15 protein-coding genes are annotated in these 13,794 nt (G+C 67.7%); 9 read left to right on the forward strand and 6 right to left on the reverse strand.

Annotated features, from left to right (window positions below):
- Window positions 1–79 precede the first annotated feature (79 nt).
- The 3 genes from IE88_RS0105085 to IE88_RS18655 are packed head-to-tail and all read left to right on the forward strand — an operon-like array spanning window position 80 to window position 943.
- Window positions 80–334, forward strand: coding sequence for a hypothetical protein (locus tag IE88_RS0105085; protein WP_031551111.1), 255 nt, complete (start codon window positions 80–82; stop codon window positions 332–334).
- Window positions 335–383: 49 nt separating this feature from the next.
- On the forward strand, window positions 384–755 hold the full coding sequence (locus IE88_RS0105090) for a hypothetical protein (RefSeq protein ID WP_156032386.1): 372 nt from the start codon (window positions 384–386) through the stop codon (window positions 753–755).
- Window positions 752–943, forward strand: coding sequence for a helix-turn-helix transcriptional regulator (locus IE88_RS18655; protein WP_031551116.1), 192 nt, complete (start codon window positions 752–754; stop codon window positions 941–943). Before IE88_RS0105090 ends, IE88_RS18655 begins: the two co-directional genes overlap by 4 nt.
- Before the next feature lie 194 nt (window positions 944–1,137).
- Here IE88_RS18655 and tadA read toward each other — a convergent pair whose 3' ends face one another.
- On the reverse strand, window positions 1,138–1,602 hold the full coding sequence (gene tadA / locus IE88_RS0105100) for a tRNA adenosine(34) deaminase TadA (RefSeq protein ID WP_036766622.1): 465 nt from the start codon (window positions 1,600–1,602) through the stop codon (window positions 1,138–1,140).
- A gap of 261 nt (window positions 1,603–1,863) precedes the next feature.
- On the opposite strand from tadA, the gene IE88_RS0105105 reads away from it, so the two are divergent.
- The 6 genes from IE88_RS0105105 (at window position 1,864) to IE88_RS0105130 (ending at window position 8,078) form a co-directional block, all read left to right on the forward strand.
- Window positions 1,864–3,135: a M20/M25/M40 family metallo-hydrolase gene (locus tag IE88_RS0105105; protein WP_036766623.1), complete on the forward strand. Its 1,272-nt coding sequence runs from the start codon at window positions 1,864–1,866 to the stop codon at window positions 3,133–3,135.
- Window positions 3,136–3,214: 79 nt separating this feature from the next.
- Window positions 3,215–4,480: an acyl-CoA dehydrogenase family protein gene (locus IE88_RS0105110; protein WP_036766624.1), complete on the forward strand. Its 1,266-nt coding sequence runs from the start codon at window positions 3,215–3,217 to the stop codon at window positions 4,478–4,480.
- Between the two features lie 190 nt (window positions 4,481–4,670).
- Complete coding sequence (locus IE88_RS0105115) at window positions 4,671–5,285, forward strand: hypothetical protein (RefSeq protein ID WP_156032390.1); 615 nt, start codon at window positions 4,671–4,673, stop codon at window positions 5,283–5,285.
- 839 nt (window positions 5,286–6,124) lie between these two features.
- Window positions 6,125–6,625: an REP-associated tyrosine transposase gene (locus tag IE88_RS0105120; RefSeq protein WP_051881530.1), complete on the forward strand. Its 501-nt coding sequence runs from the start codon at window positions 6,125–6,127 to the stop codon at window positions 6,623–6,625.
- A gap of 378 nt (window positions 6,626–7,003) precedes the next feature.
- Complete coding sequence (locus IE88_RS0105125) at window positions 7,004–7,342, forward strand: hypothetical protein (RefSeq protein WP_031551128.1); 339 nt, start codon at window positions 7,004–7,006, stop codon at window positions 7,340–7,342.
- Window positions 7,343–7,697: 355 nt separating this feature from the next.
- Entirely contained in the window at window positions 7,698–8,078 is a 381-nt protein-coding gene (locus tag IE88_RS0105130) for a rhodanese-like domain-containing protein (RefSeq protein WP_051881531.1), read from the forward strand.
- A gap of 3 nt (window positions 8,079–8,081) precedes the next feature.
- Here the strand turns inward: IE88_RS0105130 and IE88_RS0105135 are convergent, their stop codons facing one another.
- Genes IE88_RS0105135 through IE88_RS0105155 form a run of 5 tightly spaced genes read right to left on the reverse strand, consistent with a single transcriptional unit; the run spans window position 8,082 to window position 13,750 of the window.
- Entirely contained in the window at window positions 8,082–9,182 is a 1,101-nt protein-coding gene (locus IE88_RS0105135) for a flagellar basal body P-ring protein FlgI (protein ID WP_031551132.1), read from the reverse strand.
- On the reverse strand, window positions 9,179–10,171 hold the full coding sequence (locus IE88_RS0105140; RefSeq protein ID WP_031551136.1) for a flagellin: 993 nt from the start codon (window positions 10,169–10,171) through the stop codon (window positions 9,179–9,181). The genes IE88_RS0105135 and IE88_RS0105140 overlap by 4 nt, the downstream gene beginning before the upstream one ends.
- A 3-nt stretch (window positions 10,172–10,174) precedes the next feature.
- Window positions 10,175–11,596, reverse strand: a complete 1,422-nt coding sequence (flgK, locus tag IE88_RS0105145) for a flagellar hook-associated protein FlgK (protein ID WP_051881532.1) — start codon at window positions 11,594–11,596, stop codon at window positions 10,175–10,177.
- A 20-nt stretch (window positions 11,597–11,616) separates the two neighbouring features.
- The gene (locus IE88_RS0105150; protein WP_031551142.1) at window positions 11,617–12,921 is read right to left on the reverse strand and encodes a flagellar hook protein FlgE; all 1,305 of its coding nucleotides are present in this window, start codon (window positions 12,919–12,921) and stop codon (window positions 11,617–11,619) included.
- 40 nt (window positions 12,922–12,961) lie between these two features.
- Window positions 12,962–13,750, reverse strand: a complete 789-nt coding sequence (locus IE88_RS0105155; protein ID WP_051881533.1) for a flagellar motor protein MotB — start codon at window positions 13,748–13,750, stop codon at window positions 12,962–12,964.
- Window positions 13,751–13,794 lie beyond the last annotated feature (44 nt).

The following is a 13,794-nucleotide window of genomic DNA, read 5'->3' on the forward strand; positions in this document are numbered from 1 at the left end:
TGTCTACAGAGCTAGTCAACATCTATTGACATTGTGGCCACCGGCCGATATGTCAACAGCTCTTTACATGGAGGCACCGATGAACTGGAAAAAACTCTCTCTCCTCGCAGCTTGGGGCGGCGTCGCCCTGATCTGGCTGGGCCTTGCGGGCCTCTACGTCTCGGGACCCAGCCAGAAGGTCTGGGCCATAGCGGTCACCGTGACGGCCGTGGCCACGGAACTGGCCTTCTGGGCGACGGCGGGCCTTCTGGGGCTGACGGTCTGGGAGAGTCGTGCGAGAGTGTTCCGCGTGCTCGGCGCACCGTTCCGGCGGAGCGATTTCGGACGAAGGTAGGACCGTGGATCTCGAGAGGACGGCATCCCCAATGCGGCACGAGGCCAAGATGCGCAGGCGACTTTCCCTCGAATTCGCTCTGGCCGTCCTCTTCGCCGGCTCGGTTCTGATCTCCGATCGTATCGGCACCGGGCCGGAGAACATCGCGGCCGGGCTTCTGGCCGTGGCGCTCCCCGTCCTCGCCTTGTCGGCGTGGTTCTTCGTCTGCGCCAGGAACATCGCGGCGCTTCGGGATTTCGAGAAGGCCGTGGCCGTCCGGGCGATCGCGATCACCAGCGGCGTCGTCCTGTGGGTCACCACGGCCTGGGGGCTATGCAGCCTCCATCTCGGGGCACCGGAATTGCCGCTCGCCCTCGTCGCTCCGTTGGCCGCCGGGATCTATTCCCTCGTCCACGCGGCCACTGCCCGGTATTTCCTGTGAAGAACGCGCTGCGGGAGCTGCGGGCCGAACGCAAATGGAGCCAGGCCCACCTCGCGGACCTGCTCGGCGTCTCGCGCCAGAACATCATCGCCATCGAGAAGGAGCGGTATGATCCGAGCCTCTCTCTGGCCATCGATATCGCGCGGCTGTTCGATATGCCGGTGGAGGATATCTTCAGGAAGCCCTGAGAAGCCTCCGCATGTGATGCGTATACGGTGTGCCTGAGCAGCCTGCCTGCATTGCCGGACAGGACGGTCCCGCGCGAGACCATCGCAACGCGACTTGCGACGGCGAAGGGTGCCGGGACGGGCTGGCGCCCGGTGCGTGAGGGTCGACAGGACCTGCGCTTCGCCCGCTCCCGACCGCGGCGGCCCCGGCGCGTTCAACGCCTCGCGCGGAAGAAGGCGCGCAGCAGGCTCCCCGCCTCTTCGGCCATCACGCCGCCCGTCACCTCCGGCCGGGAATGAAGCGTTGTCTGCTCGAACAGCCGGGGGCCATGCTCGACCGCGCCCCCCTTGGGATCGGCCGCGCCATAGACGAGGCGGCCGATGCGGGCATGGCTGATCGCGCCGGCGCACATGGCGCAGGGCTCGAGCGTGACGAAGAGCGTGCAGCCAGTCAGCCGGTAATTGCCGAGGCGCCGCGCGGCGAGGCGCATCGCCGCGATCTCGGCATGCGCCGTGGGGTCGGCGCCCGCGACCGGGCCATTGGCGCCCTCCGCGAGAAGCTGCCCCGCCGGGTCGAGCACCAGAGCGCCGACCGGCACCTCCCCGCGCGCGGCCGCATGGCGCGCGAGGCACAGCGCATGGGCCATCCAGGCCGCGTCGGAGGGCATTCCCTCAGCCATGGCGCGCCTCCGGCGGCAAGGAGATGCGGAACCGCCCCCAGGCGCGGCCCTGCCCCTGCGCGCCTCCCGCCGGGAAAACGAAACCCCGCATGACCGGCCAGAGAGGGCCGGTGCCCGCAGGGGGGAGAAGGATATCCATGGCAGCAGGCTAGGAGGGCGGGGCCGGGGAGGAAAGGCGCGGAGGCAGGCAGGACGGCCGCGCCCGGCGGCGCTGCGGGAACCGCCTTGCGGGGCCGGACCGCATGGCCCCATCATGCCCCGATGCGCATGCTCCCCCTTATCGCCGCCGCCCTCCTCTCCTCCGCCGCAGCGCAGGAGGTCCCCGCAGAAGACCACTATGCCGAAGAGATCGCGCGCCTGACCGGCGAGGACGCCGTGCAGGAGGCCTTCGCGGCCATCGACGCGATGCGGGAACGTAGCATCGCCGACCTGATCGAGATCGTGGAAACCCCCGCCCCGCCCTTCAAGGAAGAGGCGCGCGGCGAACTCGTCGCCCGCATGTTCGAGGAGACGGGCTTCGGCGACGTCTCGGTCGACGAGGTCGGCAATGTCATCGCGAGGCGGGAGGGCCGCAGCGGCGAGCGCAGCGTCGCCGTCCTCGCCCATATCGACACGGTCTTTCCAGAAGGCACGGACGTCACCGTCACCCGCGAGGGAAACACCTTCACCGCCCCCGGAATCGGCGACAATGCCCGCGGCGTGGTCCTCCTCCTCGAACTCGCCCGCGCGATCGAGGCGGCGGATATCGAGACCGAGGCCGACATCCTGCTCGTCGGCAATGTCGGCGAGGAGGGCCTCGGCGACCTACGCGGGGTGAAGCACCTCTTCCGCGAGGGCGCGGATCACCCCGACGCGGTCCTCGCCATTGACGGCTCGGACCTCTCGCGCCTCGTGACGGCGGCGGTCGGCTCGAACCGCTATCGCGTGACCTATAAGGGCCCGGGCGGGCATTCCTGGTCGGATTTCGGCGCGCCGAACCCGCACCACGCGCTCGGCCGCGCCATCGCCTATCTCGACGAGATGGCCCTGCCGGTGACGCAGGAGGGGCCGAAATCCTCCTACTCCGTCGGTCGGATCTCGGGCGGGACCAGCGTGAACTCCATTCCCTTCGAGAGCACGATGGAGGTCGACATGCGCTCGGGCGATCCCGAGCGCCTCGCCCTTGTCGACGCCGCCTTCCAGGAGGCGATGGAGCGCGCGCTCGAGGTCGAGAACCGCGAGGCGACGCAGGGCGAGCCCCTGACCCTGACGGTCGAGCCCATCGGCAAGCGCCCCGCCGCCAAGGGCGACCTCTCCGCCCCGCTGGTCCAGCACGCCCTCGCCGCGCTTCGCAGCGAAGGCATACAGCCCACCCCGGCGGCGAGCTCCACCGATGCCAACCTCCCCCTCTCGCTCGGCGTCCCCGCCGTCACCATGGCGCGCGGCGGCATCTCGGAGGGCGCGCATTCGGCGGCGGAGAGCTGGACCGACGAGGACACCGCCCGCGCCACCCGCGCCGCCCTCCTCACCCTCCTCGCCGAAGCGGGCTACTGAGCCGCATAGGGCGCTTGGCAAGCCGGCCCCGCGCGCCCTACCCTCTCTTCGAAAACATATCCCTGGGAAGGAACGCACAATGGACTTCGAGCATTCCGATCGCTGCAAGGACTATATCGGCCGCGTCGAGGCCTTCATGGACGAGCATGTCTGGGAGGGCGAGCGCACCTATCACGAGCAGCACGCCAAGATGGGCCGCTGGGAGGTCCCGCCCGTCATCGAGGAGCTCAAGGACAAGGCCAAGGACGCAGGGCTCTGGAACCTCTTCCACCCCGATCCGAAATGGGGCGTCGGCCTCAACAATGCCGACTACGCGCCCCTCGCCGAGATCATGGGCCGCAGCCATATCGGGCCGGAGGTCTTCAACTGCGCCGCCCCCGACACCGGCAATATGGAAGTCCTCAGCCAATACGGCACGGACGCCCAGCAGGAGAAGTGGCTGAAGCCGCTCCTGGACGGGAAGATCCGCTCCGCCTTCCTGATGACCGAGCCCGACGTCGCCTCCTCCGACGCGACGAACATCGAGACCCGGATCGAGCGCGACGGCGACCACTACGTCATCAACGGCCGCAAGTGGTGGAGCTCCGGCGCCGGCGATCCGCGCTGCAAGATCTACATCGTCATGGGCAAGACCGACCCGGACGCCGAGACCTATCGCCAGCAGAGCCAGATCCTCGTTCCCGCCGACACGCCCGGCATTACGGTGGAGCGGCACCTCCCCGTCTTCGGCTATGACGACGCGCCCCACGGGCACATGGAGATCAAGCTCGAAAACGTCCGCGTCCCGGCCGAGAACATCCTTCTCGGCGAGGGCCGCGGCTTCGAGATCGCGCAGGGGCGCCTGGGCCCGGGCCGCATCCACCACTGCATGCGGACGATCGGCGCCGCGGAACGCGCGCTCGAAGCCATGGTCAAGCGCCTCGCCAGCCGCGAGGCCTTCGGCAAGCCGATCATCCAGCACTCGATCTGGGAGCAGCGCATCGGCGAGGCGCGCGTCAATATCGAGATGACGCGCCTCCTCTGCCTCAAGGCCGCCTGGATGATGGACACGGTCGGCAACAAGGCGGCCCGCGCCGAGATCGCCGCGATCAAGGTCGCCGCCCCCAACATGGCGCTCAAGATCATCGACGACGCGATCCAGGCCCATGGCGGCATGGGCGTCTCGTCGGACACCTTCCTCGCCAACATGTACGCCCATCAGCGGACATTGCGCCTCGCCGACGGCCCGGACGAGGTCCACAACAGGACCCTCGCCAAGCTGGAACTCAAGCGCCACACCAATGCGAGCGGCCAGGTGCACCCCGAGCGCAGCAGCGCACAGGGCGGGTACGGACAGACGCGGTAGGGGCCCAGCCACCCTACGAGGAAGGCTCCCCCCTCGTAGGGTGGATCATGATCCACCATCCGGCGGCCACCACATGCGCCCCGCCCGGACAACCGCGCCGATGATAACCAATGCATGGTGGATCATGATCCACCCTACGCCGGTCTTGCTTCGTTCCATGCGGTGCTCGAACGTCTACTCGGCCCGTAGCATGGGCGACGCAATAAGCAGGGAGCGAACGGTGCGGGCGGTGAAGAGACATCTGATCAGCGCAGTCGCGGTCACCCTCGCCGCAGGCTGCGAGAGCGATTTGTACCGCGCGGCATTCCTAGGCGATCGGGCGGCGTACTGTCGCGAGACCTACCGCGAGGACGACCGGCATCGCTTGCAGCATGAGCGGCTGCTGGCGCAGGTGCGGGCGATGTCGAGGGAGGAGTTGGAGCGCCGAGCCGATGCGATCGGCTACCTAACCCCGGAAGTGCCCAGGAGCGCGCGGCCAGACGACGAAGACGCCCTTCCCTACTACGTCGCCTACGAGTTGGGGCGGCGGCGTACCGATAGGCTCTCGCCCGAGGATGAATACGACGTGGACGTTTCGCGCACCGGTCGGTTCCTCACCTACGCCATCGAGTATAAACTGCGTACCATCCCGTTGGGTCAGTCGGGGGCGAAGAAGCGTTACTACTGTTCGAGCTGGCTGACCGACCTCGCGGAGGCGGAGCGAGAAGTTTGGAGATGCAAGGCGCTGCCCTCCACGCCGGGGGGCGTGGAAGCCTGCTTTGCCGACATCGAGACGTTCAAGAAGCTCCGTGCTGAGCAGCAGTAGCTCGCTCCGCTCGTAGGGTGGATCATGATCCACCATCCGGCGGCCACCACCAATCCCTTGTCAGCATAGGGATGTTCGCGCCGCTGTAGCCCCCCGGCCACCCAAAGACGACGATTCCGGACTTGGGGTTAAGTCACTGAGCCCACAGCCGAAACGAGCGCCCGGCACATCGGGCGTCGTGTGTGATCAGACAAGCCAGGACAAACTGGCCGCTAAAGGAGAACAAAACGCGCCCTTCTTAAGGTCGAGGAATGAATCAAGTTTTACTGAAAGGGGAAGTCGAATGATCCTTCTGCGTCCGGTACTACAACCTTCGTTTTAACGTAGGGCCCAACCCCAGCGGCACCGCTTTGGCCTGGGAAGATTTGCGCGATTAAGCATCCACCAGTAGTAAGCGCAGCCTGAAGCGAGCGCTCAGGCATTGGGGTGGACCTACACTCGCCTACCCAGCTTATCTCAGCATAAGAGTAATCAAGGTGCGGCACAGTAATCTTAGCCTGGTTCTCGCCAAGTCGCTCAACGGCCTGCCGCCCCCTAAGGACACACCAATGACCGAATGTTTCGTTGCATTGCAATGGCGGCTCCTGAGAACGTGAATCTGAGGGTGTTTCAGTCTGCATGGAGCAACTAGCGACAACGATAATAACAGTGATTAGCATGATCGCTCCTCGGGAGATTCGAACATTAGTAGGGTGGATCATGATCCACCATCCGGCAACCGCGACACGCGCCCCGCCCGGACAACCGCGCCAACGGCAATCAATGCATGGTGGATCACGATCCACCCTACGCCTGCGCTGCGCGGTTTCCTGCGGTACGAACGCCGCTAACGTCGCTCCATGCCCGACTATCGCCGTCTCCTCGTTCCCGGCGGGACCGTCACCTGCACGGTGAACCTCGCCGACCGGCGCAAAACGACGCTGACGGATCATATCAGCCTGTTCCGCGCCGCCTACGCACAGGTGCGGGGGGACCGGCCGTTCGAGACTCTCGCCCTGTGCGTCCTGCCCGACCACCTGCACGCCATCTGGCGCCTGCCCGAGGGGGATGCGGACTACTCCACCCGCTGGCGCCTCATCAAACACCGCTTCACGCGTTCCCTGCCGGGCGCACCGCAAGGACGGCGGCAAGGTGAACGGGGCGTCTGGCAGAGGCGGTTCTGGGAACACCATCCCAAGGACGACGCCGCGCTGTCGGCGCAGATCGACTACATCCACTGGAACCCGGTCAAGCACGGCCATGTCACCGAAATGGACGACTGGCCCTACTCGTCTTGGCACAGATGGAAGGCGGAGGCGGCGCGGCCATGGCGCCAGCCGCCCGAAGACATGCACCTGTAGGGTGGATCACGATCCACCCTACCGAACGCCAATCAAGGATCGGGATCGTCGTCAAAATCTTCAGGTCTAGGGCGAACTATGACATACCATACCATCAGAACCGTGAGCATTGTCGGCAATAATGGAACTTCCTCGATTGACAGCATTTGTGCATACGGATCTACTTTTGCCAGCGCAAATACGAAGCAGAATACGATCGTAGCATTCGTGTAGATGATCTTCCACCTCCGCATTGCATTCACCGTATCTCACGCACCCCTGCCCTGAATCGGGTAAGTTCAACTCTATCTCTGAGCCTATAAAACGTCCACACCTGTAAGGTTGATCACGATCCACCCGACTATCCCCACACCCCTCTCTCCGCCCTACCCTCCCCCCATGACCCGCCGCATCAAACCGCCCGCCAGCCCGCAACGCGCCCTCCTGCGCATCAAGGCCAAGCGCGAGGCGCTGGTGCTGGCCGAGGAGCGGCGACTCGCGGGTGAGGCCGCGCGGGAGCGGGGCTGTCATCGGGCCAAGGCGGCCAAGGCCGAGCGCGAGCGGCGGACGGAGGAGATCGTGAACCGCTACTCTTCGCGCCGCCCCCTCACGCCCGAACAACGCGCCCTGCAGGACCACATCGTCGAGAGCGCGCATGCCAAGTCCGATGCGGCCTGGGCGAAGCTTCTGGCCGAGCACGACGCGAAACTTGTCCCCGGGGACGAAAAGCCCGCCTAAGCTTTCCCCGTTCCCGCAGGCATGCGGGGCGGTGAGGCCAACCACCTTTCCGCCTGCGGGACGGCGCCAGGGGCGCGGGACGGATGGCATCCGGTTGCGAGGGGTCGAGAGGACCTCGCTCTTGCCCGCCCCCCTCCGAGGGTTTGAAGCGCCCGCGCGGGACAGCCGCCCCTCAAGGCGGCGGCCCCTGCCCGGCCCCTCGCAGAACCGCGCCGCCGGGCGGGCCGGACGGTCCGAAACGGTATTCCTATCTCCAGCTCCTGGGCCGAAAGGCCCGCCCGGGCACCCCGTCTCTTCGCACCCTGCCCCGAGCGGGCGCTTTGGCCTGCGCGGCGTTCGGCGCTAGGTCGCGAGGATGCGCATTCACCTCGCCGCCCTCGCCCTCCTCGCCGCCTGCTCCGCAGAGCCGGGCAACGCAACCGATGCCACCCCTCAGGAAGCCGCAGAGCTGATCGAAACCCGCGACATGCTCGTCCTCGACGTCCGCACGCCGCAGGAACATGCTAGGGGCGCGATCCCCGGCAGCGTCAATGTCGACTGGAACGCGGAGGACTTCCGCGAAGAGGTGGCGAGGCTCGACCGCGACCGCCCCGTCCTCCTCCACTGCGAGAGCGGTGGCCGCTCCTCCAAGGCGCTGCGCGTCCTCGACGAGCTGGGCTTCGAGGACGTCACCCACATGGAGAGCGGCATGCGCGCCTGGCGAGAGGCGGGCCTGCCGGTGAGCCGCGGCGGCTGACGCCTATTGCAGCACGATCTCGGCGTGCAGCGCGCCTGCGGCCTTCAGCGCCTCCAGGATCTCGATCATGTCCTGCGGCGCGACCTCCAGCGTGTTGAGCCCTTCGATCAGATCGCGGAGGGTCGCCCCGCCTCTCAGGCCGGAGACGCCGGGCGCGCCCTTGTCCACCTGCACCGAGGTTCGCGGTAGGATCGCCGTCTCTGCGTTCGAGAAGGGTGCGCCGGGCACGGCCAGCGGGGTTTCCTCGACCTCTATCGTCAGCGCGCCCTGCGCCACCGCCACGGGCTCGATCCGCACATCCGCGCCGAGCACGATGGTGCCCGAGCGGGCATCGATGACCACGCGCGCCGCCTGATCGGGGGTCAGCAGCGTGCGCTCGACCGAGGCGATGAGCTGGGCGGGGTTGAGGCCCGCCAGCCGCGCGTCGAGCTCCACCGTTCCCGCATCGAGCATGCGGGCGGGGGCATCTTGGAAGCGGTCGTTCAGCGCCCGCTCGATCCGCGAGGCGGTGGTGAAGTCGGGGTTCCTGAGGGCGAGGCGGATCGTCTCCATCTCTCCGAAGGCGAAGGGCACCTCGCGCTCGACCCGTGCGCCGCCGGGCACGGTGCCGAGGGTCGGGGTGCCCTGGACCGCCCCGGCCGCCTGCCCCCCGGCGGAGAAGCCGGAGACGACGAGCGGCCCCTGCGCCACGGCATAGACCTGGCTGTCCGCCGCCAGAAGCGGGGTCATGACCAGCATGCCCCCCTGAAGCGAGCTCGCATCGCCGATCGAGCTCACCTGGATGTCGAGGCGGGAGCCTGCCCGGGCGAAGGCCGGAAGCTCCGCCGTGACGACCACGGCGGCGACATTGTCGGGGCGGAAGCGCTCCTCGGCGACATTGACGCCGAGGCGCTCGAGAAGGCTCTGAAGCGCCTCCTCCGTATAGGGCGAATTGCGCAGCGTATCGCCCGTGCCGTTCAGGCCCACGACGAGGCCATAGCCGAGGAGCTCATTGCCCCGGACCCCCTCGACATCGACGAGGTCCTTGAGCCGAACCTGCGTCTGCGCCGCCGCGGGAGAGAGGAGCGAGAGGGCCGAAAGCCCTGCGAGGAGGAGCCCCCTCATCGCAGGAAATTCGTCAGGGAGAGCCGTCCCAGGCGGGAGGTCAGCGTATACGCCGCCTCCAGCCGCGTCTCCAGCCGCTGCGTCTCAGAGGCCGCCTCATAGGCGTCCCGCCCGACGATCCGGTCCAGCGTCTCGGCGGCCACCAGACGGCCATCGGCCTCCCGCTCGGTCGCTTCGCCGAGACGCTTGAGGGCGGTGCCGAGGCGGGCCTCTTCGAGCGTCAGGGCTTCGGTGCCCGAACGGATCAGGTCCGCCCCCTGCCGCACCCAGTCCACGACCTCCATCGGCGGCAGGTCGATGCCGTGAACGACGAAGGCGAGGCCTTTCAAAAGGTCCTTCGCCGCCTGGCTGTCCGCCCGCATGGCAGGCGGAAGCGTCGTCCCGTCCGGCAGGACGACCTTGGCCGCGTCACTATCGGCCCCGCCATAGGCGCTCGCTTCGAACCCTCCGCCGGGGGCGAAATACGCATCGAGCGCCGCCCGCTTGGACGCCGCATCCGGCGCAACGGACAGCGCGGTGCCGATCTCGGACAGCATCGCCTCGGCCGGGGCCAGCGCGGGCTGCCCTGCCGCCGCTCCTGCGAAGAGCGAACGTCCGTCGAAGCGGGCGTTGAGCGCCGTCACCACCGCGCCCATGGCCGAGCGGGCGGCATCGGAACTCGCCTTGATCGCTGAGGCGCTCTGCGAGACGGCATTGGTGATCGCCTCGACCCCCAGAGTGCCGACGGCTTCCCGCGCCCCCTTCAGCGCGGCGGAGGCATGGGTGTAGCGCCCGGTCACGAGGGCGAGGCGGGTCTGCGTCGCATTCGACTGGTCGAGGATGTTTCGAACCCTATGGACCTGCCCGAGCTTTCCGCCCGAAGCTTGCGTGACGTCCGAGCGGGTGCCCGTCACGGCTTCCATCGCGGACCGGTCGAGGTCGGCGCGAAGCCGCGTCGTGACGCTCGAGAACAGCGAGGACGACAGCAGGTCTGGAAGTGCGCGGATCATGGATCAGATCTCCAGCAGGCGAGCCATCATGTCTGAGACGACCTGAACGACGCGGGCATTCGCGGCGTAGGCCTGCTCGATCAGGAGAAGGCTCTGAAGCTCCTGATCCGTATTGACCCCGGTGGCAGACAGCGCTTGCTGTCGCAGCTCATCGGCAGAAGCGCCGACCGCGGCGGCGCGCGCATCTGCGGCGAGGCGCTCGGTGCCGAGCGAGGAGGAAAAGGCCGCCACCGCATCGGAGGCGCTGTAGGCGGAGGGGCTGCCGGTGGCGTCCGGCACGGCCGCAGGTTCGGACAGCGCGGCGTTCAGCGCGGGCAGGATGCCCGATGCGCCTGCAGGGCCCGGAACCGTCGCGCTCAACCCGTCGCGGAGGCGCCAGAGGGCTCCGCCCCGCTCGGGATCGACGGCAGCATTGACGCCGATCCGGCTCGCCGCGCCGGGGCCGGGCGTGCCGGTGAAGAGGCCGTCCGCGCCCGGCGCCTTGGTCGGGTCGAACGCGTCGGATGCGAAGCGCGAAACGAGGTTCTCGGCCAGCGCGTCGAGACGGGAGGAGAAGGCCGGAACGGTCGCGTCGCGGACCGCGAAGAGCCCGGCGATCTTTCCGGCCGCCGAAGCCTGCACCCCCTCGCCGGGCGTGATGTCGATGCCCCCGGCGGAGAGGCCAGACAGGTGGCCGGTCGCCATCGTCTGCCCGGCCGCGACGACGCCGGCCGGCCTGAAGCTCAGAAGGCGCGCCTCGTCGCCGAGCAGCGGGACGCCCTCGGCCGTGGCGATGCGGACCTGGCCACGCGCATTCGTTTGCACACGTATCGAAAGATGCTCGCCGATCGTGTTGATGAGCCTCTGGCGCTGCTCTGGCATGTCGGACAGGGCGTTGCCTTCCGAAGTGACGCGCTCGTTCATCTCTTCGAGACCCAGCAGGGCCCGGTTGACCGCATCGACGCCCGCAGCGATGCCGGCATCGGCGTCGCCGCGCATGGCCTGCGCCGCGTCGCCGATCCTGCGGAAGGCGGCGGTCAGGCCGTTCGCCGCGTCCAGAGCAGCGCTCTGATAGGCCGCAGATTCCGGCGTGGCGGCGAGATCGGCGAGCGCGGTTTCGAGCCGTGAGTAACGGGCGAAGAGGCCCGCCTCGTCACCGGGCTCGCCCAGAAGCCGGCTCAGTTCGCCCGCCGCATCCGATTTCGCCATAGCGCCGGCGCTCGTCGCATCGGCGGCGAGGCGCAGGCCGCCGAGGCGGCCGGCCTCGGCACGCTGGATCGTCTCGACGAGCACGCCGCCCGAAGGGCTTCGCGCCGTCAGCATCACGTCGCGCCGCGCATAGCCGGGCGTCATGGCATTGGCGACGTTGTGGCCCCGGACCTGGATCGCCGTGGTGGCGGCGTTCATGCCCGAGATCGCGTTGGAAAGAGCCGAGGAGAAGGTCACGGGATCAGCTTTCTAATTCGTCAACGGATGATATTCGTGGTTTCCTGAAGCATCTCGTCGACGGTCTGGATGATCTTGGCGTTGGACGTGTAGGCCCTCTGCGTCTTGATCAGGTCCGTCATTTCGGTGCCGATATCGGTGGTGCTTTCCATCAGCGCGTAGCCGACCGTCTCGCCCACCGGTCCCTCGCCCGCATCCCACAGATAGAGGTCGCCGCTTTCCTGGCTGACTGTGTAGGCCTGGTTGTCGGTCGGGTTGAGCCCGTTGAGGTTCGGCACGTCCGCCACCGGGATCTGGAAGATCGTGCGGCGGAAGCCATTGTCGTAGATCGCCTGGAGGCGGCCGAACCCGTCGATTTCCACCGTAGACAGATCGCCGACAGGCGCGCCGTTCTTGGCGACGGCATAGGGCGAGAAGCTCGCCGAGAGCTGGGTCAGGCCTTCATTGCGGCCTTCCTTGCCGACGAAGATGGAGACCGGGCCCGAGGAGAGGTTCAGCTGCGCTTCGCCCGTTGCGGGATCGTAGGTCGCGCCGTTCCCCGGGGTCACCGTGGCAAGCGTCCCGCCCGCCTCCGGCGTGTCGTTGAAGGTGACGTTCAGCGTGCCGACCTGCGCGGGCGGGATCTGCGCCTCGTCCGTCAGTGTGACCGTCCAGCTGTTCGAGGCGCCGGTCCCCGACACGTCGGGCGTGAATTCCGCCGTCAGCTCCTGCAGCTTGCCGAGATTGTCGTAATATTCGAGCGGAAGGACGAAGGGATCGCCGAGGCCGCCTGCCTCGGTCGCCGTGGCGGGCAGGTTCACGCCGAGCTCGATGCGCGTCGTCGGCTGGGCGGAGAACTGCGCGACATTGATGTTGACCGGCTGAAGGCTCTCGCCCGAGCGGCGGGAGATCGCGCCCGGATCGCCGCTGGCATCGGTCGGCCAGCCCAGCAGGTGCAGCCCGCCGGAGGTGCGCAGGAACCCGTCCTGGTCCGGGGCGAAGTCGCCGGTCGGGGTCAGGAGCAGCGAGCGGTTCTCGCCGCCCTCGTTCACGCCGCCGGGGGTGGTCACGGGCAGGAGGCCGCGCCCTGCGACCGCGATGTCGGTCGAGCGGCCGGTCGAGATCAGCGAACCGCGCGTGTCCACGAGCTTCGTCGTGTCGACGCGGACGCCGCCCGCGGCATAGGCGTTGCGGCGCTGTTGCAGGACCATGGACGCGAAATTCGCCTCCGTCCGCTTATAGCCGAAGGTCGAGGCGTTCGAGACGTTGTTCGAGATCGCGGCCAGCCGCGTCGCGTTCACGTTCAGCCCCATGACGCCGGCGTTCAGGGAGGAGGACATGGACATGGTTGCATGACTCCGTTGTTTCTATCTTGAGTTGTAGAGCTCAGGGAGTGACCGAAGAGTTAACGGATCCGCTCGAAACGCTCTCGTTCAGCATGATGATCGAAATGCGCCGGTTCTCGGCCGCGGAGGCATCGCCGTTCACCGGCTGGCGGTCCGCCCGCCCCGAAACCTCGGAGATCGCCGCGATCGGGAATCCCGCCGCGAGCGCCAGCCGCCGCGCGGCATTGGCGCGATCGGCCGACAACTCCCAGTTGGAATAGGCCGCGCCCTTGCGGAACGGGATATCGTCCGTATGCCCGACGAATTTCACACGCCGGCCGCTCTCGGCCAGGACCGGCGTAACCTTCGCGACGACGTCCCGCAGGAGGTCGGATGGCGCGGAGCCGCCAAGGGCGAAGAGCGGCGCGCCATCCGCGTCGATCAGGTCGACCACCGTGCCCTCCGGCGTCAGGGTTACCTTGACCTGGTTCTCGTCGATCACGTCCTTCAGCGCCCCGAGAACGCTGCGCGTGATCTCTCCTCGAAGCTCGTAATCGTCGCCCGCGCCGCCATGGCCGTCATGGGCCAGGCTTTCGGTGGCGTAGACGCTGTCGCCCGACATCATGTCCATGCCCCCGCCCGAGATCGCCGAGATCGGCACGGAAGGATCGAAATAGTCGGCGAGGCCCGCCCGCTGCTCCTCGGTCGTGGCGTTGAGGAGCCACATCAGAAGGAAGAAGGCCATCATGGCCGTGACGAAGTCGGCATAGGCGACCTTCCACGCCCCGCCGTGATGGCCTTCGCTGGCGATGGTCTTCTTGCGTTTGACGATGATGGGCTGGACGCTCACGGCGGGCGCTCCTTGAGAAAAGAATAAGCGCCGTAACCTATGCG

The sequence above is a fragment of the Parvularcula oceani genome, assembly GCF_000733125.1.
GTDB lineage: Bacteria > Pseudomonadota > Alphaproteobacteria > Caulobacterales > Parvularculaceae > Parvularcula > Parvularcula oceani.

What these genes read in the sequence shown, in the direction of transcription:
- IE88_RS0105085 (WP_031551111.1), top strand. Translation starts at nt 80, where the DNA reads ATGAACTGGAAAAAACTCTCTCTCCTCGCAGCTTGGGGCGGCGTCGCC.
- IE88_RS0105090 (WP_156032386.1), top strand. Translation starts at nt 384, where the DNA reads ATGCGCAGGCGACTTTCCCTCGAATTCGCTCTGGCCGTCCTCTTCGCC.
- tadA (WP_036766622.1), bottom strand. Translation starts at nt 1,602, where the DNA reads ATGGCTGAGGGAATGCCCTCCGACGCGGCCTGGATGGCCCATGCGCTG.
- IE88_RS0105105 (WP_036766623.1), top strand. Translation starts at nt 1,864, where the DNA reads ATGCGCATGCTCCCCCTTATCGCCGCCGCCCTCCTCTCCTCCGCCGCA.
- IE88_RS0105110 (WP_036766624.1), top strand. Translation starts at nt 3,215, where the DNA reads ATGGACTTCGAGCATTCCGATCGCTGCAAGGACTATATCGGCCGCGTC.
- IE88_RS0105115 (WP_156032390.1), top strand. Translation starts at nt 4,671, where the DNA reads ATGGGCGACGCAATAAGCAGGGAGCGAACGGTGCGGGCGGTGAAGAGA.
- IE88_RS0105120 (WP_051881530.1), top strand. Translation starts at nt 6,125, where the DNA reads ATGCCCGACTATCGCCGTCTCCTCGTTCCCGGCGGGACCGTCACCTGC.
- IE88_RS0105125 (WP_031551128.1), top strand. Translation starts at nt 7,004, where the DNA reads ATGACCCGCCGCATCAAACCGCCCGCCAGCCCGCAACGCGCCCTCCTG.
- IE88_RS0105130 (WP_051881531.1), top strand. Translation starts at nt 7,698, where the DNA reads ATGCGCATTCACCTCGCCGCCCTCGCCCTCCTCGCCGCCTGCTCCGCA.
- IE88_RS0105135 (WP_031551132.1), bottom strand. Translation starts at nt 9,182, where the DNA reads ATGAGGGGGCTCCTCCTCGCAGGGCTTTCGGCCCTCTCGCTCCTCTCT.
- IE88_RS0105140 (WP_031551136.1), bottom strand. Translation starts at nt 10,171, where the DNA reads ATGATCCGCGCACTTCCAGACCTGCTGTCGTCCTCGCTGTTCTCGAGC.
- IE88_RS0105150 (WP_031551142.1), bottom strand. Translation starts at nt 12,921, where the DNA reads ATGTCCATGTCCTCCTCCCTGAACGCCGGCGTCATGGGGCTGAACGTG.